This window comes from Lentzea kristufekii, assembly GCF_033949925.1.
Taxonomy (GTDB): Bacteria; Actinomycetota; Actinomycetes; order Mycobacteriales; family Pseudonocardiaceae; genus Lentzea; species Lentzea kristufekii.
The window spans coordinates 332,146-349,403 of the sequence record NZ_JAXAVV010000005.1 but is presented as its reverse complement, the minus strand read 5'-3'; the positions used below and the strand labels follow the sequence as shown (position 1 = coordinate 349,403).

Here is a 17,258-nt window from a genome sequence, read left to right as displayed (position 1 = left end):
GTCAACCGTTCTGGGCCACTCCACGGACGCCAGTGTGCCGTGACTCGTTGTAGTGGGCGGCGAGGAGGTCGTCGCCGAAGTCACCTGAATGGCGACGCCAGACCGTGTGGACGTGGTTGGCCTCGTTGGCCGTGTTGTCGTATTCGATGAGCAGGTCCGGGCCTTGGACGCGGTAGTAGTGGCCTTCGCCTCGGCGCAGCGAGCCTTCCCACGAGAAGTGCAGGCGCTCCGGGTCGAGCTGGGCGAACTCCTCGTCGGCCAGTTCGTAGGAGAGCCGGTCGAGGTAGAAGCGGACGATGTCGACGAGCAGCTCCGCGGCGGGTTTGCCGAGCTGGGCCGGCGTCACGCCGATCGGTTCGGACGGGCTGATGCGTGGCGAGTTCCCACTGCGGATGTCGTCCGGAGCGGTGTCCGAGACGACGGCCAGGCGGCGGGCGGTCGGGCCCATGCGGTCCAGGAGTTCGCGGGCGAGCTCCTCTTCCAGTCGCAGTGGCTGGCCCACGACGCGGCCGCGGTAGGTGACGCGGGCCGGGTTGGCGCCCAGGAAGAACGGTGTCGCCGACACGCGGCCGTCGGCGATGACGACGTTCACCGACAGGTGGTGTCCTTCGACGCGCCAGCCCCAAGGGTCGTCACCGCCGGGCGTGCCGAAGAGGACCGTCCAGAAGTCGCCGTTGTGCCGATCGCGGTGCCCGCCTTCGCGGTGGTCGAGCACATCCTCCAACGCCATCACCGCTGCGGCCTGCGCATAGGCGTGCGGGCTGAGCACGGTCGCGAGCATGCCGTGCACGGCCTTGCGCTGGTCGCGCCGAAGTTCACCTAGCGCGAGGCCTGGGCGTGTACCGGGTGTATACGCCCAGCGATGCCTCAGGTCGTCGTCAGTGACCGCCCGAATCGCATGTTCGCGCTGGTCAGCGGCTAGCAAACTAATATACTGGTGCGTGGCGTCGGCGACGTCGTGCAGCATGATTCGAACTTATAGGCCTTGAGGTCGCGGAGCAGCAGGTAGCGGGTACTGGCCACGCGGCCGAGGTATGCCGCCGGGAGCCGCGCCGATATTACCGCTCCGATGCTCGACACCTCGAGTGATAGGTGTTAGAAAACTTACGTAATGAAGTTGCCACATGATGACGACGCCGTCTGGCGCGCCCTCGCGAATCCCCTGAGGCGCGCGATTCTCGACGTTCTGCGCACGGGGCCGCGCACCACGGGCGAACTGATCGAGGCGCTGGAGACCAGCCGGCACGTCGTCATGCAGCACCTCGGTGTGCTCCGCGAGGCCGATCTGGTGCTTGTGGAGCCGCGGGGCCGGAAGCGGGTCAACCACCTGAATCCCGTGCCCATCCAGCAGATCCACCAGCGGTGGGTCTCGCACTACGAGGAGAACTGGGCAGCGGCGCTGGTCGGCTTGAAGCTCACGGTCGAGAGCGCCGAACAGGAGAGTGCTGACAGGTAGCCCTGGATGCTGCCCTCGGCGAGGAACGGCTGGCCGCCCGCGAAGACCAGGTCGCCGGTGAACAGGACGCGCTCGGCCGGGAGCCACACGACGGTGTCGCCGCGGGTGTGCGCTGGGCCGGGGTGGTGCAGTTCGACCACGCGCGTGCCCAGGTGCAGCGTCAGAGAGGTGCTGTAGGTGAGCGACGGCGGGCGGACCTTGATGTGGCCGTAGTCCGGGCCCGTCAGGACCTGCGCGGCGAGCAGGCCGGCGGCGAGCACCTCTTCGCGGCATACCTCGTGGCCGACGATCACGGTCGAGGGCGGCATGAGCCAGTTGCCGAAGGTGTGGTCGCCGTGGTGGTGGGTGTTGATCACGTAGCTGGGCGCGGCTGAGGACGCCGACGCCACCAAGGCGAGCAACGCGCGGTTGCGTGCCTCGGTGGACGTGGTGTCCACGAGCAGCAGCGTGTCGTCCGAGCCGACGACGACGCCGGTGTTGTTGATCATCCAGGACCCGTCGGGCTGGATGTAGGCGTGGACCCCTGGTGCGACCTCCACCAGTTCTGGGAGGAGTTCGGGCCGGTCAGGAGAAGGTTTCACCCGATCCAGCGTACTGAGGCGTTCCGGGGCCGGAACGCCGGTCAGCCTTGGACGATGTAGGCCTGCAACTGGTCCTGCGACTGCTCGAGCTGCCCGATCCGGCTCTTCACCACGTCGCCGATGCTGACGATCCCGACCAGTTGCCCGTCGGACAGCACGGGCACGTGGCGGAAGCGCCGCTCGGTCATCACGACCGTGAGGCTGTCCACCGTGTCCGACGGCGAACAGGTGAAGACGTCGGCGGTCATGATCGCCGACACGGGAGAAGACAGCAGGTCCGCGCCGGCCTCGTGCAGCCGGCGCACCACGTCGCGCTCCGACACGATCCCCGCCACGCCGGACGAACCGACGACGACGATCGCGCCGATGTTGTGTTCGGCGAGCGCTCTGAGCAGTTCGGACACCGGGACGTCCGGGGCGATTGTCGCGACCGCCGATCCCTTGGTCCGCAAAACGTCAGCGATCCTCACCTGGCGCCTCCGATCCTGTCGGTCCGGTAGCAACTCAGGCTAGATCGGATCCGGACAGAACGGGAGATCAAGCCCACGAAGGGAGCAGAGGACGTAGCCGTTCGGCCACGTCCTCTGCTGGTGTCGCGCCTGGTTCGGCGTCGGCTACGCGGATCCTCCGCGGCGACGGGTCGCGAACTGGCGCGGATGGACCATCGGCACACGCTGCTGCGGCAGCTGGAAGTGCGTGTTCTGGTCCTGCTTGCCCCGCTTCTGCGCACGTCGCGCAGCGCGGTTGCCCGGCTCGGGCTGGGGTTGGGTGGTGTCAGGCATGCGAAAGCCTCCTCGCGGAGAGGGCGTGCAAAGGGCACGGCGAAACGACGGCCGTGAGAGATGGACCCGCGCATGGGTCACCGGAGACGAGCGCGACGACGAGGTCGCGAGGGCAGCGTCGAGAGCGCTGCGGGGGCTTCATCAGATGAAGAGCATGTCCGCAACGCTAGCGATGCCGCCGCCTCGTGCCAACCGAATTAGATCGTGTTCTAACCCCGGACCCGAGCGGCGGCCGCGCCGGCGCCGAGCATCACGAGGATGACGGTGACCATCGCCCACTTGCGGGACTTGGTCATCGGGGTCGTCTCCGGGTCGAGCGCGAGTTCCTTGCGGGGCTCGGGTTTCTGACGCGCGGCACGCACCGGCACCGGTTGCCGCGGCGGAACGGGAGGCGGTGTGGCCGTGGTGGCCGGAGGTGGCGGCACGACCGGCGCGGGCACTGGAGCGGGAGCCGGGATCGGCGCGGGAGGAGCGGGCGGCGTCGGGGGCGGCGGCACCTCGGGGCGGGGTGCCGGCGGTTCGACGCGCGGCGGCATCGGGTTCGGCAGGCAGCCCGCCGCGTCGATCATGCCCATCTGCGGGCCGGTCGAGAGTTCCACGGCCGTGGTGCCCGTGAGGCGGTAGACGCGGCTGCGGCCCCTGTAACCGTTGTTGACGGCGTAGACGGTGCCGGCCGAGTCGATCAGCACGGCACCGTACGTGGACTTGCCGGGCAGTTCGGCGATCTCCGCCCTGGTCAGCACCCGCCCGGTCACCGGGTCGAACGACACGACCTCAGCCGGCCCCCGGCCCGCGGCCGACACCCCGGTCAGCTTGCCGCTCGCCGGGTCGGCGGTGAAGTCGTCGAGCGTCAGGGCGGGCCAGTCCAGCACCACGGTGCGCACGATCTTGAGGTACGACGGGCTGTCCGGGTCGATGTCGATGGCGTGCAGCAGGGCGTGGTCGCGCACGTAGAACGTGGTGCCGACGACCGCGCCCGCCGACACGTCGTCAGTGCGGAACCAGTGCGCGTCAACGGGTCCGAGGTCGTTGACCACGCCCTTGGTGTCGATCAGCACGACGTGCGACGGGTTCTTCCACCAGTGATGCCCCTTGGACGTGAGTCCCACCAGACGACCCAGGGCCGGCGAGTACCCCAGTGCATTCACCGCGTAGTCCAGGCGGGCCACTTCCGTCACCCCACCGGATGACACGTCCACTTTCGTGAATGTCGAAAAGTCTCCACGATGGGATGAACGTACTTGATAAGCGTCACAGTTCTGCGGTGCGGCCTGAGCAACGGCGCTGGTGAACGGCGCGGAAAGCACCAATAGCGACGAGACAGCGCTCAACGCGAGCGAATCCCGCCGCCACCGGTATGGAGTAGCCCAATACGACAACCGGGTATTTGTGCTGTTGCCGCGCATTCCCACCTGACCATTACTCGCCAACCAGACCGTGCTGTACCGGCCACAGTAGACCGTGGTCTAATCCCACACCAGAAAGGAGCCGAATTGAGCATTTACCTCAGCGGCACGCTTTGGGTTCTCGGTGCCGCCGCCATCTCCGCCGTTCTCGTCGTCATCACCCGCCGGTTCGGCTCGGCCGAAGTGGGCGAGAAGAACCTCGGCGCGGGCGGGTCGGTGTTCAGCATCGTCGCCGGCCTGCACGCGGTGCTCGCCGCGTTCATCCTGATCTCCCTGTTCGACTCGGCCAACGGCGCCGAGGAACAGGTGCAGAAGGAGGCCAACGCGCTGGTCGCCGTCAACTGGTCGTCGGACTCGCTGCCGGAACCCGCGAAGTCGAAGGTCGATCAGCTGATCCGCGACTACGTGTCGACCGTCGTCGACGACGAGTGGCCCCGCATGCGCGACGGCGAGGAGGTCGGCAACCAGGGCTGGACCACGTTGAACCAGCTCAAGGACACGATCTCGACGGCGGCGCCGGACGGCGGCTGGCAGGAGGACCGCAAGGCCGAGGCGGCGAACCAGCTGTGGGAGGTCTACCAGGCCAGGCAGGAACGGCTGGACGCGGCGGACAACGGGGTCAACCCGGTCGTGTGGCTCGCGCTGCTGATCGGCACTGGGCTCTCGCTGATGTTCCCGTACCTGTTCGGCGGGCCGACCCTGACCTCACAGCTGCTGATCACGATCACGCTGAGCTCGACGCTGGTCCTGCTGCTGTTCGCGATCCACCAGCTGCAGAACCCGTTCAGCGGTGGCGTGCTCATCCCGCCGGACGCGTTCAGTTCCGCGCTGGACCGGCTGAGCTAGCGCGGATCGGTCGTTCCGTCCGCTTCCTCGATCTCGACGGACAGCACCTCGCCGTCGATGAACTTCGGCAATACGTCCGTGTGAGTGAAGTAGCGATTCGCGAATGCGCCGACCGCCCTGGTGGACGCGGCGTCGACGCCACCGCCGATGACGCCGCCCAGCAGCGGAACGCCCTTCGCCGCGACGGTGCCGAGTTTCTTTGTACCGTATTTTGTGATGAGTGCCGACGCGGCCTTCTTGGTGAACTGCTTGATGCCGACTTTCTTGAACAGCTCGGTTCCGGCATTGCCGAGAAGGCACAGCAGGATGGCCATCTGCACCTCGTCGCTGTCCACGTCGTGGCCGCGCACCGACGCGATGGACGCGATGAGGTGCGTCTGGATGACGTAGGTGGCGGCGACGTTGGACGGAAGCGAGATCGGCAGCGTGATCAGGCCGCCGAGGTTCGTGATGAAGCCCTGCGCGCCCGCCAGCGCCACGTGCGTGCGGATGAGGTGCTTGATCGCGTCGGTCTCGTCGCCCTTCTTGACGAGCGCGTCGGACGCCGCCTCGCGGGCGCCCTTGAACGGCCCGAAGCCGTCAACGCCCGCGCGCAGCAGGTAGTCGGCGATGCCCTGCTGGGCCTTGTTCAGCTCACCCTTGGACTCAGCCACGAACCCGACATTACGCGTCCGGCCGACGCTCTGAGACCTCAACCGGCGACTCCAGCGTGGTCACCGCGCCCGTGCTGCCGTCCACGGTGATCCGCTCGCCGGTCCTGATCCGCGTCACGGCCTCGCGCACGCCCACGACCGCCGGAATGCCGTACTCCCGCGCCACGACCGCGCCGTGGGAGTTCGCGCCTCCCATCTCCATCACGAGGCCGCCGGCCGTCAGGAACAACGGCGTCCACCCCGGGTCCGTCGACGGCGCCACGAGGATCTCGCCAGGTTCGAGGTGCGCCCCGACCGGGTCCATGACGACGCGCGCGATACCGGTGATCGTGCCCGCCGACGCCGGTGTGCCGACGAGATCACCCTCCACGGAGACGCCGTGGTGCTCGGCTTCCGGTTCCGTGCCGTCCGACAGCAGCACGCGCGGGATGTGCCTGCGTCGCATCTCGCGGTCGTAGACCTCGCGGCGCCCGGCCACGATCGGACGCAGATCGCCTTGCGGGGAGCGCATTTCCTCGAAGTTCAGGAAGAACACGTCGTCCGTGACATCCAGCCGGCCGGCAGCGACGAGTTCGGCACCGATGCCGGTGATGCGCTTCCGAAGCGTCCCGAACAACGTGATGACCAGGTACTTCGGGTACTCCCGCAGACCGGCGAGCAACCTGGTGCGGCGCAACGCGAAGCGCACGAACCAGCCCCGGCCTCGGGCACGGCGGGCAAGCGTGTCGATCATCGCCTCGGCCTCGGCGGCACCGCGTGCGAAGACCGCGTCGGGGTGGACCTGGTCGCCTTCCAGGCGCAGGAAGTTCTTGATGACGCCGATGACGTGCGCCGGGTCGTCGGACCACCGCGGCAGGCCCAGGTCGATCTCGGCGACGGCGCGGTGGCCCCACCGCGCGAGGAAGCGGTCGAGGGCGGCCGGACGTTCACCGTTCTGGAACTGCCGCAGCGCGAGGGGATCGCGCCGGATCTCCTGCGCGAGGTCCCACATCGCCATGTCCATCTCGGTGGTGATGTTGTTCGGCAGGCCGCGCAGCACGGTCTGCAACTCCCCCGGCCTGGTCTTCACGACCTTGCCGACCAGGCCGAGCAGCGCGAACCCGACCAGGGCGGTGGGTGCGAGGCGGGGCAGCACCGGCACGACGCACTGCTGCAGCGCCTGCTCGATCGAGAGGGTCGCGGACTTCTCCAGGATCTGGCGTTCCAGCAGCAAGGCGTCACGCACGGCCTTCTCGGGGTTCGCCAGCGCCTTCACCACCGTCACGGGCACGCGGAAGCGGCGGGCGAGCCTGAGAACGCGCTTCAACGCGGGTGTCGGCGAGGAGTCCCTGATCGCGAACCTCGGGTCGTCGAACAGGCCGCGCAGCACCTCGGAGGAGCGCGCCTCCATCACGCCGAGCAGTCGCGCGACGAACTCGCGGCCCACCGCGCTCTGCAACACCTTGGTGACGTCGAAGAAGATGCGCTCGCCGTTCTCCACATAGGACTTGCTCTGCGGGTCGCCGATCACGATCTCGAAGGCGGACTTGGAGATCTCCCGGAACGTCGCGCGCCCCATCGGCGTGACCGGTCGTTCGAGTCCCTGCGCGAGGCTGAAGCAGAAGTAGACGTGCGCGTTGCCGTCCGGGTTGTCCGGCACCGGAAACAGCGTCGTGATCGGCCGCGCCTGGGTGAGGTGCGGTTCGCCGTCGTCGTCGATCCCCACTCGATGTCCTGGGGCGAGCCGTAGTGCCGCTGCACCTTGCGGCCGAGGACGGCGAGCCCGTGGATCTGCCCGTCGGTGAGGCACTGGTCGGCGCTTTCGCCGACCTCGACGTGCTCGGTACCGCCACCGGGTAGTGAGCGGATGACGATCCTCTTGTCCCCCAGCCGTTTCTCGACGATCTCGTTGCCGTTGACGACGAAGTGATCGGGGTTGACGGCACCGGAGACCACGGCCTCACCGAGACCGGGGCTCGCGTCGATGACGATCTGGTCGCGCGTGCCGGTGACCGGGTTCGCCGTGAACATCACGCCGGACACCGCGGACTGCACCATCCGTTGCACGACGACGGCCAGGTAGGTCGTGGTGTGATCGATGCCGTTGGCGTTGCGGTAGCTGACCGCGCGGTCCGTCCACAGCGACGCCCAGCACCGGCGCACGGCGTCGACCACCTCATCCTCGCCGACGACGTTGAGGAACGTGTCCTGCTGGCCCGCGAAGCTCGCGAACGGCAGGTCCTCGGCCGTGGCGCTGGACCGCACCGCGACGGGGAACCCGGGGCCGCCACCGTCGCCGAGTTCGTGGTACTCGGCGACGATCGCGTCCCGGATCTCCTGCGGCACCGCGGTTTCCAGCAACGTCCTGCGGGCGTTCTCCGCAGTGGTGGCCGCCAGCTCGTCGGCGCGCGCGACGGCGCGGTAGGCGTCGGTGGTGACGCAGAAACCCCGCGGCACCGGCAGGCCGGCCCTGGCGAGCTCACCGAGGTTCGCGGCCTTGCCGCCCACCTCGGCGAGCATCGTGCCGTCGATGGACTTGAAGCCGATGGTGAACGTCATGGTCACCCCTCCAGGTTCCGCCTGGAGAGGAGGCTACGAGCATTCCACCAAGAACTCAACACGCGATGAATAAATCACGCGCTCAGGATTGAACCTCCTGATCAGAGCGCTCCACCCAGTCCGGAAGGGGCTCGCGCTCCCGTCGCCACTCCTCCGGCGGGCTCGCGACGATGCCACCGACGATCGCGGCCGTCGTGTCGACGTCACCACCCGCCCTGACGCACGCCGTGATGGCGGCGCGGTAGTCGTCGAGGTGGTGGGCGGCGACCCAGAGCGTGAACGGCACGGTGTCCTGCGCCGTCACCCGCGAGCCGTTGCCCAGGACGTACGCGGCCTCTTCGGCGTCGCCGATCTTGCGCGCCTTGTCGATCCCCTTGCGCACGAACGAGTCTTCGAGGTGGTCGAGCACGGTCCCGAGCAGATCAGGCGGAGGTGTGCCCGTCAGCCGCGCTTTCGCCGCGACGGCCGCCGCGAGGCCGCCCATGACGCCCTCGGGATGCTGGTGCGTCACCTCGCTGGCTCGGATCGCTTGCGTCGTAACGGTTCGAGGGTCGTCGGCGAAGTAGGCGCCCAGGGGTGCGATCCGCATCGCCGCCCCGTTGCCGCACGAGCCTTGACCGTCGAACGCGCTGGAGGCCGCCTCTTTCCACGGCGTGCCCTGGCGAATCTTGCGCAGGATGGTGAAAGCCCCTGCGCCGTAACCGCGATAGGGCTCGCACCGATCGGCGAACGTCGCCGCGAGCCGGGTTCGATCGACGTCGCCGTGGTCACGGAGCTCGGCGACGAGGTTGCAGGCCATTTCGGTGTCGTCGGTCCACTCCCACGGACCCCGTGGCGGCTTGCCGGCCACGAGGTCGGGCAACGAGCGGCCGACCATGAAGAACTGAGCGCCCAGAGCGTCGCCGACGGAGAGCCCGTCGAGCGAGGCGTATGCGAGGTCAAGGCGCGCACGAGTGTGCAGAACTATGCGCATCACCTGCGATTTTACCGGTTCGACCTACCCTCGGCACATGGGTTTGGATTGATCGAGGAGTTCAGCGGGACAGCCCGGCAGGTGTGAAGACGAAGCTGTCGCGGAAGCCGCCGTCACCACGCCGCGTGGCCATCAGCCGCATCTCCGGCATGAAGTGGAAGAACACCAGCGCCCCCGAACGGTCCGGGTAGCCGAGCGTCTTCGAGTACTTGGGATTAGTGCCGCCCAGCCACAACGGCGGCTCCCCGTACTCGGCGATCACGTCGTCGAGCAGGCAGTCCCGCTCCCCCAGCACGCCGGGGATCCGGCTGTCGGCATCGAGGGACAGCCAGCCCTGCCGGTGCGCGAGGTCCGCGTACACCGACGCCATGACGTCCTCGCTGCGGTGCCCGAGCGCCTCGTGCACCGCGCCGCTGACCATCGCCGCGTTCGCCGCGCCGCGCTTGACCAACGACTCGAGCTCGGTCTGCCACCGGTCCGTGCGGTCGTCGGCGAACGCCAGCGCGTCGAGCAGGGTGAGGATCACCGCCTCACCGCCGTACATGCCGGGACGCCGGACAGCCGCATTGAGCTGACCGAGCAGGTACCGGCGTAAGTCGTCGAACGAAGGCATCTCTCCCCCTTAATGCGAGATGTTCTATCAGTTGCGGGTAGGCGAAACGGAATCGCCTTCATGACCGACAGGGGAGGCAGCAACAACTGGGGAAGGATCACATGAGCATCAGCAACCAGCAGATCGTCGCGTACTGGGTCGAGCACGAGGTCGAGCTCGTCATCGACTGGAGCACGGCCCACGAACGGTGCTGGCGCTGCGGTTACAGGTCCTCACTGGAGCAACACCTCGTCGTGCCTGCGTCAATGGGCGGCAGTCGCACCACGGACAACCTCGTGCTGTTGTGCGGGCGGTGCGTCGGCGAGTCGCCGAGCCACCAGGACCCGCGGTACCTGTGGCGGTGGCTGCGCGCGACGTCCGCCTCGTCCTACGACACGTACTGGACGTTGCGCGGCTGGGAGGAGTTCGAGGTCATCTTCGGCCGCAAGCCGCTGGAGTGCTTCGAGGAAGCGGCGGTCAACCACCGGTCGCTGAACGCCGAGTGCCGGGCGCTGGCCGCGGCCGAGTTCGCGAAGACCGTCGTGCGCTTCGGGGAGGGCCGGCTCAACCCGTCGACGATCGCGTGCGTGATCGCGGAGATCGAGAAGAAGCTGGCGGACCGCCACGGCATCAAGTTGCCGTGACGGTCCGCCGTACAGATCAACTAGAGGATCAGCTGCAGCCGGAGGTGCTGCCGCAGCCCTCGCACAGGTAGCACGAGCCGGCCGGACGCATCTTCGTGCCACAGGTCATGCACAGCGGCGCGTCCGCGGCCTTGCCCAGGTGCAGCTCCAGCAGCTCGGTCGAGCTGCCCACCTGCTTCGGCGTCTCGACGGCGGCCTCGACCTGCTTCGGAGCGGCCTCCACCGATCCGCGCAGACCCTCGAGGTCCACATCGGACGACGGCGCGCCGTACTCGCCGGCCACCTGCGCCGAACGCTCGTCGGCGGTGAAGATGCCGAGCTGCGCGCGCTTGTCGTAGGACAGGTAGTCCAGCGCCAGGCGGCGGAACAGGTAGTCCAGCACGGACGTCGCGATGCGCACGTCCGGGTCGTCGGTCATGCCCGCCGGCTCGAAGCGCAGGTTCTGGAACTTCGAGACGTAGAACTCCAGCGGGATGCCGTACTGCAGGCCCACCGAGATGGACATGGAGAACGCGTCCATCACGCCGGCGAGCGTGGAGCCCTGCTTGCCCAGCTTGACGAAGATCTCGCCCAGGCCGTTGTCCGGGTAGGAGCCGGCGTGCAGGTAGCCCTCGGCGCCACCGACCGTGAACGACACGGTCTGCGACGGGCGCTTCTTCGGCAGGCGCTTGCGGACCGGGCGGTACTCGACGACCGTCTCGGTCTTGGCCTCGGCGCCGTTGTTCGCGCCCTTGCCGGCGGACAGCGGCTGGCCGACCTTGCAGTTGTCGCGGTAGATCGCGAGCGCCTTCAGGCCGAGCTTCCAGCCCTGGTAGTAGATCTCCTCGACCTCCTCGACGGTCGCCGTCTCCGGCATGTTGACCGTCTTGGAGATCGCGCCGGACAGGAACGGCTGCGTGGCCGCCATCATCCGCACGTGGCCCATGGGCGCGATGGAACGCTCGCCCATGGCGCAGTCGAAGACCTCGTAGTGCTCGCGGCGCAGGCCCGGCGCGTCGACGACGTGGCCGTGCTCGGCGATGAACTCGACGATCGCCTCGATCTGCTCGTCCTGGTAGCCCAGCGACTTCAGCGCGCGCGGCACCGTCTGGTTCACGATCTGCATCGAGCCGCCGCCGACGAGCTTCTTGAACTTGACCAGGGCCAGGTCCGGCTCGATACCGGTGGTGTCGCAGTCCATCATCAGGCCGATGGTGCCGGTGGGGGCCAGCACGGACGCCTGGGCGTTGCGCCAGCCGTTCTTCGCGCCGATCTCCAGCGCCTGCTGCCACGCCTCGGTCGCGACCTTGTGCACCGACGAGTCGTTCGCGTGGTAGGTGCGGATCAGGTCGTTGGCGGCGGCGTGCTTGCGCATGACGCGCTGGTGCGCCGTGGCGTTGCGCTTGTAGCCGTCGTACGCGCCGACCATGCCCGCGAGCTCGGCGGAACGGCGGTACGAGACACCGGTCATCAGCGAGGTGATGGTCGCGGCGAGCGCGCGGCCGCCCTCGGAGTCGTACGCGTGGCCGGTCGCCATCAGCAGTGCGCCGAGGTTGGCGTAGCCGATGCCGAGCTGGCGGAACCTGCGGGTGGTGTCCGCGATCGGCTCGGTCGGGAAGTCCGCGAAGCAGATCGAGATGTCCATCGCGGTGATGATCAGCTCGACGGCCTTGGCGAACGTGACGGCGTCGAAGCGGCCGTCGTCACCGAGGAACTTCATCAGGTTCAGCGACGCGAGGTTGCAGCTCGAGTTGTCGAGGTGCATGTACTCCGAGCACGGGTTGGACGCGGTGATGCGGCCCGACTCGGGGCAGGTGTGCCAGTCGTTGATCGTGTCGTCGTACTGGATGCCGGGGTCGGCACAGGCCCACGCCGCCTGGGCGAGCTTGCCGAACAGCGACTTGGCGTCGACGCGCTCGATGACCTCACCGGTCTGACGCGCGCGCAGGCCGAAGTCGCCGCCGCTCTCGTAGGCGTGCATGAACTCGTCCGACACGCGGATCGAGTTGTTCGCGTTCTGGTACTGCACCGACACGATGTCCGCGCCGCCCAGGTCCATGTCGAACCCGGCATCGCGGAGCGCGCGGATCTTGTTCTCTTCCTTCGCCTTGGTCTCGATGAACTCCTCGACGTCCGGGTGGTCGACGTCGAGAACGACCATCTTGGCCGCGCGGCGGGTGGCGCCACCGGACTTGATGGTGCCCGCGGACGCGTCGGCGCCACGCATGAACGACACCGGGCCCGAGGCGGTGCCGCCGGAGGACAGCAGCTCCTTCGACGAACGGATGCGCGAGAGGTTCAGGCCGGCACCGGAGCCGCCCTTGAAGATCAGGCCCTCCTCGCGGTACCAGTTGAGGATCGACTCCATCGTGTCGTCGACCGCGAGGATGAAGCACGCGCTGACCTGCTGCGGCGAGGTCGTGCCGACGTTGAACCACACCGGCGAGTTGAAGCTGAACACCTGGTGCAGAAGCATGTAGGTGAGCTCGTGCTCGAAGATCTCGGCGTCCTGCTCACCCGTGAAGTAGCCGTGCTCCTTGCCGGCGCCCACGTAGGTCTTCACGACGCGGTCGATCAGCTGCCGCAGCGACTGCTCGCGCTTCTCGCTGCCGACGGCACCGCGGAAGTACTTGCTGGTGACGATGTTCGTGGCGTTCACCGACCAGAACTCGGGGAACTCGACACCGCGCTGCTCGAAGTTCACCGAGCCGTCGCGCCAGTTCGTCATGACGACGTCGCGGCGCTCCCACGTGACCTCGTCATAGGGGTGGCGGCCTTCGGTGGTGTAGACGCGCTGGAACTTCAGCGCGGCAGGCTTCGCAGCCGCCCGTGCGGCTGTCTTCTTGGCTGAGCCGCCGACGGTCTCGGTCACGGTGGATCTCCCTCGTACTGGTGCTTAGAAAAGATGGTGGCTGCGCGCGCTCGGGCACACGCGGATCACTGCTCGGCCGGAGTGTCCTCGGCGCGGGCAGTGCGAAGATCAAGGATTTCCTTCTCGAAGTCCTCTACCGAGGAGAAGGAGCGATACACGCTCGCGAAGCGCAGATAAGCGACCTCGTCGAGCTCACGCAGGGGGCCGAGAATGGCGAGACCCACCTCGTGACTGGCGATTTCCGCGCATCCGGTCGACCGGATCGACTCTTCCACCCGCTGGGCGAGTTGCTGGAACGCGTCCTCGTCGACCGGGCGGCCCTGACACGCCCTGCGCACGCCGACGACCACCTTGTCGCGGCTGAACGGCTCCGTCACCCCGGAGCGCTTGACCACGGCGAGAACCGCTTCTTCGACCGTGGTGAACCTGCGGCTGCAGCTGTTGCAGGAGCGGCGACGACGGATCACCTGTCCCTCGTCGACTTCACGGGAGTCGACCACCCGCGAGTCCGAATGACGGCAGAACGGACACCGCACGGCACTTCCCCCCTTCTCAGCGCAGCACCCATCGCAGCAGCCTCACTGGTCGGGTTACCCACAACCTGTGGACTACTTACGACGGTGTAACCACTAGATGTAGGGGTAGAACCTAGATCGCTGCGGACGGCAACGCAACTCGACACACCACTCGAACGGGGGAACGTTGCGCCGATCAGCGCCGATTACGCAAAAAAGCCCGCCGGTGACGGAGCGTTCACGTCACGGCGGGCACCGAAACACAAGATGTGGGGGCAGGCCTACGGGGTGACCCCCGCCTGCTGTAGGTAGAGCACGCCGAGCGCGACCACTGTCAGTGCGCTCAAGACGCCGACGGCGATGAGTTCGAACAACGACTCGCGCTTCGGCCGGACCTCGCACGAGCTCGACTCGCGCGACGAGGGCACGGCGAGCGGACGCGGCTTGGTCGCCGGCCTGCGCGGCATGACCCGAGGACCCGAACGGAGTGGACGTCCCGCTGCTACGTCCGCGTCTTCGACTACCCGCATCCGCTTCTCGACGAGCACCGCCATCACGACCTCCATCGCAGGTCAACCACCATGATCGAACAGGGGTTCGATCGAACGTCCGTGCGAATTTCTACCAGACCCACCGTCCTGACGCCACAACACGCGCCCAAATACCTCGAACAGGTGTTTGATCTGTGCAGCAAACACGACTACCGTCGACCGCGAAGATCGACGGAGGCCGGAATCCCATTCGAACTGGGGGCGGCGAGGAGGACAGCGACCGTGGCAGGCAAGACGATCGAGCCGGACCCAGCTCTTGTGGGCGCAGAGGTGAGTGAGATCGCGGGAAACGCCGGCCTGACTTTGCGCCAGCGCAAGGTGCTCGACGTGATTCGCGATTGGGTCGACCGATTCGGTTACCCGCCGAGCGTGCGTGAAATCGGTGAGGCCGTGGGCCTGACGTCGACCTCGTCGGTCGCGTACCAGCTGCGCGCGCTGGAGCGGAAGGGCTTCCTGCGCCGCGACCCGAACCGCCCGCGCGCGGTCGGGATGCTGCCCAACGAGATCGACGCGGGCCTCGACCCGATGTCCAAGCCGACGCCCGCGTACGTGCCGATGCTCGGCCGGATCGCGGCCGGTGGCCCGATCCTGGCCGAGGAGTCGATCGAGGACGTGTTCCCGCTGCCGCGCGAGATCGTCGGCGAGGGCGAGCTGTTCCTGCTGCGCGTCGTCGGTGACTCGATGATCGACGCCGCGATCACCGACGGCGACTGGGTCGTGATCCGCAAGCAGCCGACCGCCGACCAGGGCGAGATCGTCGCCGCCATGATCGACGGCGAGGCGACCGTGAAGACGTTCAAGCGCAAGGACGGCCACGTGTGGCTGATGCCGCACAACCCGGCCTACCAGCCGATCAACGGCGACGAGGCCACCATCCTCGGCAAGGTCGTGACGGTGCTCAGGCGTCTTCCGTAACTTCCCCGCGGGCCCGCTTCTTCTTCTCGAAGAAGTCGAGCCACTTGTCCCTGGTGGCCTCCATGTCCACCACGACGAACGCGAAGAACTGGCCCATGTCCTTGAGGCGGGCTCCGACCGGGGTGCCGAGACCGAAGATCTCGGCACCGTCCAGTCCTGTCTGCGCCCAGACCGAGTTGCGCTGGGCGCTCGACAGCCATGCCCGGTACCAGAGGTCGTCGCCCAGGAAGTAGCGCATGCGCTTGCCGTCGCGCTCCGCGTGCAACAGGTCCAGCTCCTGCAGGTAGGCGGTCGACCGCGAGACCGTTCCCGGGCTCACCGACAGCCGCAGCACGAGTTCCGTCGCGGACAGGCTGCCCCGGTCGGTCATGAAGATCTCCGCGAGGATCCGCGCCGCCGTGCGCGTCAGCCCGGTCTGCCGGAAGACCGCGACCAGCCTCAGGTGGAACTCCTGCACCTGCGCCGGACTCCGGTCGAACGAGTACGCCTCCTCGTCGACGTCGAGGTCGTCGACAGCGGGCATCCGGCGCATGGCCCGTTCGCTCGCCGCACGGTGCGCGGCGCCCGGCCGGTAGTTGTTGTGGCCGCCGTTGCGGACCACTTCACGCTGGATCGTCGAGGCCGGCCTTTGCAACCGCCTTCCGATTTCGGAGTACCCCAGCCCGTCCCAGAGGAACTGGGCGATGAGCTGCCGTTCTTCTTCGTTCAGCCGTTTACCAGGCACGACACCATGGTGCCTTGCGCTTCAGGCCATTGCAATGAGTCTTTTGACTTCGTCCGCAAACGTTTTTAGCTTGCAGGGAGGGGAAAGAGACTCGTTGCAAGGGGGAGGCAATGCCACTGAGTCCGATGACGTACCCGGACGGGCACGTCGGCTGGCGGGCGCACGATCACGCGACTGTGCGCGCGGTGCTCGCGGACGGCCGGTTCAGCATCCGGCCGGATCTGATGCACAACCCGTTCGGGCCGGGGAGCCCTGGGGACGCGCCGCCGTCGCCGCCCGGTGCGTTCACCGATCACGACCCGCCCGACCACACCCGCTACCGGAGCAGGCTGACCGGTCAGTTCACGGTGCGGCGGATGCGGCTGCTCGGCGAGCGGCTCGAGGTGATCACGGCTGAGCACCTCGACGTGCTGGCCGCTCAGGGGTCGCCCGCTGACCTGGTCGAGCACTTCGCGGTGCCCGTGCCGGGACTGATGATCTGCGAGCTGCTCGGGGTTCCGTACGAGCGGCGGACGGAGTTCCAGCAGGACGCGATGCTGCTGACCGGGGCCGGCGGCGCGGAGGCCGGCGAGGCCGAGGCGATGTTCGCGGCGTTCGGGAGGCTGCAGGAGTTCATGCTGGAGATGGTCGCGGCCAAGCGGGCCGAGCCGACGGACGACGTGCTGAGCGACCTCGTCAACTCGGAGGCGGGCGAGTCACCGCTCACCGACGACGAGATGGCGGCGATGGGCATGGCGTTGCTCGGGGGCGGGCTCGACACGACGACGAACATGTTGTCGCTCGGCACGCTGGAACTGCTGCGCGAGCCGGCGCGGGTGGACGCGATGCTCGCCGATCCCGGTGCGGCCGTCGAGGAGTTGCTCCGATACATCAGTTGGACGCCCGCTACTGCGCGTACCGCGTTGGAGGACGTCGAGATCGACGGCGTCATCGTGCGCGCGGGCGACACCGTGTTCGTCGAGCTGGGGTCGGCCAACCGGGATCCGGCGCGCTATGCCGATCCGGACGTTCTCGACCTGGCTCGCGGAGCGATCGGGCATCTCGCGTTCGGGCACGGCATCCACCAGTGCATCGGGCAGCACCTCGCGCGGATCGAGCTGAAGATCGCCTTTCCGCGGCTCTTCACCCGGTTCCCGAAGCTGCGGCTGGCCGTTCCCGAGGACGAGTTGCCGCATCGGCCGAGTGTGGTGATCGGCGGCCTGGAACGGATGCCCGTCGCCTGGGACTGACC

The 17,258-nt window shown here is 67.8% G+C and carries 19 protein-coding genes; 5 read left to right on the top strand and 14 right to left on the bottom strand.

Going from position 1 to position 17,258, the window contains the following annotated elements; translation table 11 throughout:
- Position 1: 1 nt before the first annotated feature.
- Entirely contained in the window at positions 2–967 is a 966-nt protein-coding gene (locus SK571_RS13300) for a DUF3500 domain-containing protein (RefSeq protein ID WP_319984338.1), read from the bottom strand.
- A 144-nt stretch (positions 968–1,111) separates the two neighbouring features.
- On the opposite strand from SK571_RS13300, the gene SK571_RS13295 reads away from it, so the two are divergent.
- Positions 1,112–1,456, top strand: coding sequence for an ArsR/SmtB family transcription factor (locus SK571_RS13295; protein ID WP_319984337.1), 345 nt, complete (start codon positions 1,112–1,114; stop codon positions 1,454–1,456).
- Here SK571_RS13295 and SK571_RS13290 read toward each other — a convergent pair.
- The 4 genes from SK571_RS13290 to SK571_RS13275 form a co-directional block, all read right to left on the bottom strand.
- On the bottom strand, positions 1,375–2,037 hold the full coding sequence (locus SK571_RS13290; protein WP_319984336.1) for an MBL fold metallo-hydrolase: 663 nt from the start codon (positions 2,035–2,037) through the stop codon (positions 1,375–1,377). The genes SK571_RS13295 and SK571_RS13290 overlap by 82 nt on opposite strands.
- 41 nt (positions 2,038–2,078) lie before the next feature.
- Positions 2,079–2,507 carry a CBS domain-containing protein gene (locus SK571_RS13285; protein WP_319984335.1) on the bottom strand — a complete coding sequence of 143 codons (429 nt, stop codon included), beginning with the start codon at positions 2,505–2,507 and terminating at the stop codon, positions 2,079–2,081.
- Between the two features lie 144 nt (positions 2,508–2,651).
- Positions 2,652–2,819: a hypothetical protein gene (locus SK571_RS13280; protein ID WP_176929635.1), complete on the bottom strand. Its 168-nt coding sequence runs from the start codon at positions 2,817–2,819 to the stop codon at positions 2,652–2,654.
- A 209-nt stretch (positions 2,820–3,028) separates the two neighbouring features.
- Positions 3,029–4,225, bottom strand: a complete 1,197-nt coding sequence (locus SK571_RS13275; RefSeq protein WP_406601973.1) for a DUF6923 family protein — start codon at positions 4,223–4,225, stop codon at positions 3,029–3,031.
- Positions 4,226–4,312: 87 nt separating this feature from the next.
- Between SK571_RS13275 and SK571_RS13270 the strand changes: the two genes are divergently transcribed.
- Positions 4,313–5,071 (top strand): bestrophin-like domain, encoded by a 759-nt coding sequence (locus SK571_RS13270; protein ID WP_319984333.1) that lies wholly within the window; start codon positions 4,313–4,315, stop codon positions 5,069–5,071.
- Here the strand turns inward: SK571_RS13270 and SK571_RS13265 are convergent.
- The 5 genes from SK571_RS13265 to SK571_RS13245 all read right to left on the bottom strand — a co-directional run bounded on the left by SK571_RS13265 (position 5,068) and on the right by SK571_RS13245 (position 9,848).
- Positions 5,068–5,724 carry an EcsC family protein gene (locus SK571_RS13265; protein ID WP_319984332.1) on the bottom strand — a complete coding sequence of 219 codons (657 nt, stop codon included), beginning with the start codon at positions 5,722–5,724 and terminating at the stop codon, positions 5,068–5,070. The two genes, SK571_RS13270 and SK571_RS13265, sit on opposite strands and share 4 nt — an antisense overlap.
- 10 nt (positions 5,725–5,734) lie before the next feature.
- On the bottom strand, positions 5,735–6,028 hold the full coding sequence (locus SK571_RS13260) for a PEP-utilizing enzyme (protein ID WP_319984472.1): 294 nt from the start codon (positions 6,026–6,028) through the stop codon (positions 5,735–5,737).
- A 1,202-nt stretch (positions 6,029–7,230) separates the two neighbouring features.
- Positions 7,231–8,262 (bottom strand): PEP/pyruvate-binding domain-containing protein, encoded by a 1,032-nt coding sequence (locus tag SK571_RS13255; protein WP_319984331.1) that lies wholly within the window; start codon positions 8,260–8,262, stop codon positions 7,231–7,233.
- Positions 8,263–8,344: 82 nt separating this feature from the next.
- Positions 8,345–9,235, bottom strand: coding sequence for an ADP-ribosylglycohydrolase family protein (locus tag SK571_RS13250; protein WP_319984330.1), 891 nt, complete (start codon positions 9,233–9,235; stop codon positions 8,345–8,347).
- Positions 9,236–9,296: 61 nt separating this feature from the next.
- Entirely contained in the window at positions 9,297–9,848 is a 552-nt protein-coding gene (locus SK571_RS13245; protein ID WP_319984329.1) for a hypothetical protein, read from the bottom strand.
- Between the two features lie 101 nt (positions 9,849–9,949).
- On the opposite strand from SK571_RS13245, the gene SK571_RS13240 reads away from it, so the two are divergent.
- Complete coding sequence (locus tag SK571_RS13240; protein WP_319984328.1) at positions 9,950–10,471, top strand: HNH endonuclease; 522 nt, start codon at positions 9,950–9,952, stop codon at positions 10,469–10,471.
- Between the two features lie 28 nt (positions 10,472–10,499).
- On the opposite strand, the gene SK571_RS13235 is transcribed toward SK571_RS13240, so the two are convergent.
- From SK571_RS13235 to SK571_RS13225, 3 genes are all read right to left on the bottom strand, one after another.
- Positions 10,500–13,322 (bottom strand): vitamin B12-dependent ribonucleotide reductase, encoded by a 2,823-nt coding sequence (locus SK571_RS13235; RefSeq protein ID WP_319984327.1) that lies wholly within the window; start codon positions 13,320–13,322, stop codon positions 10,500–10,502.
- A 65-nt stretch (positions 13,323–13,387) separates the two neighbouring features.
- Complete coding sequence (gene nrdR / locus SK571_RS13230; protein WP_266042139.1) at positions 13,388–13,858, bottom strand: transcriptional regulator NrdR; 471 nt, start codon at positions 13,856–13,858, stop codon at positions 13,388–13,390.
- A gap of 260 nt (positions 13,859–14,118) precedes the next feature.
- Entirely contained in the window at positions 14,119–14,403 is a 285-nt protein-coding gene (locus SK571_RS13225) for a hypothetical protein (protein WP_319984326.1), read from the bottom strand.
- A 222-nt stretch (positions 14,404–14,625) separates the two neighbouring features.
- Between SK571_RS13225 and lexA the strand changes: the two genes are divergently transcribed.
- Entirely contained in the window at positions 14,626–15,303 is a 678-nt protein-coding gene (lexA, locus tag SK571_RS13220; RefSeq protein ID WP_406601979.1) for a transcriptional repressor LexA, read from the top strand.
- Here the strand turns inward: lexA and SK571_RS13215 are convergent.
- Entirely contained in the window at positions 15,287–16,027 is a 741-nt protein-coding gene (locus tag SK571_RS13215; RefSeq protein WP_319984325.1) for a GbsR/MarR family transcriptional regulator, read from the bottom strand. The two genes, lexA and SK571_RS13215, sit on opposite strands and share 17 nt — an antisense overlap.
- A gap of 110 nt (positions 16,028–16,137) precedes the next feature.
- On the opposite strand from SK571_RS13215, the gene SK571_RS13210 reads away from it, so the two are divergent.
- The gene (locus SK571_RS13210; RefSeq protein WP_319984324.1) at positions 16,138–17,256 is read left to right on the top strand and encodes a cytochrome P450; all 1,119 of its coding nucleotides are present in this window, start codon (positions 16,138–16,140) and stop codon (positions 17,254–17,256) included.
- Positions 17,257–17,258 lie beyond the last annotated feature (2 nt).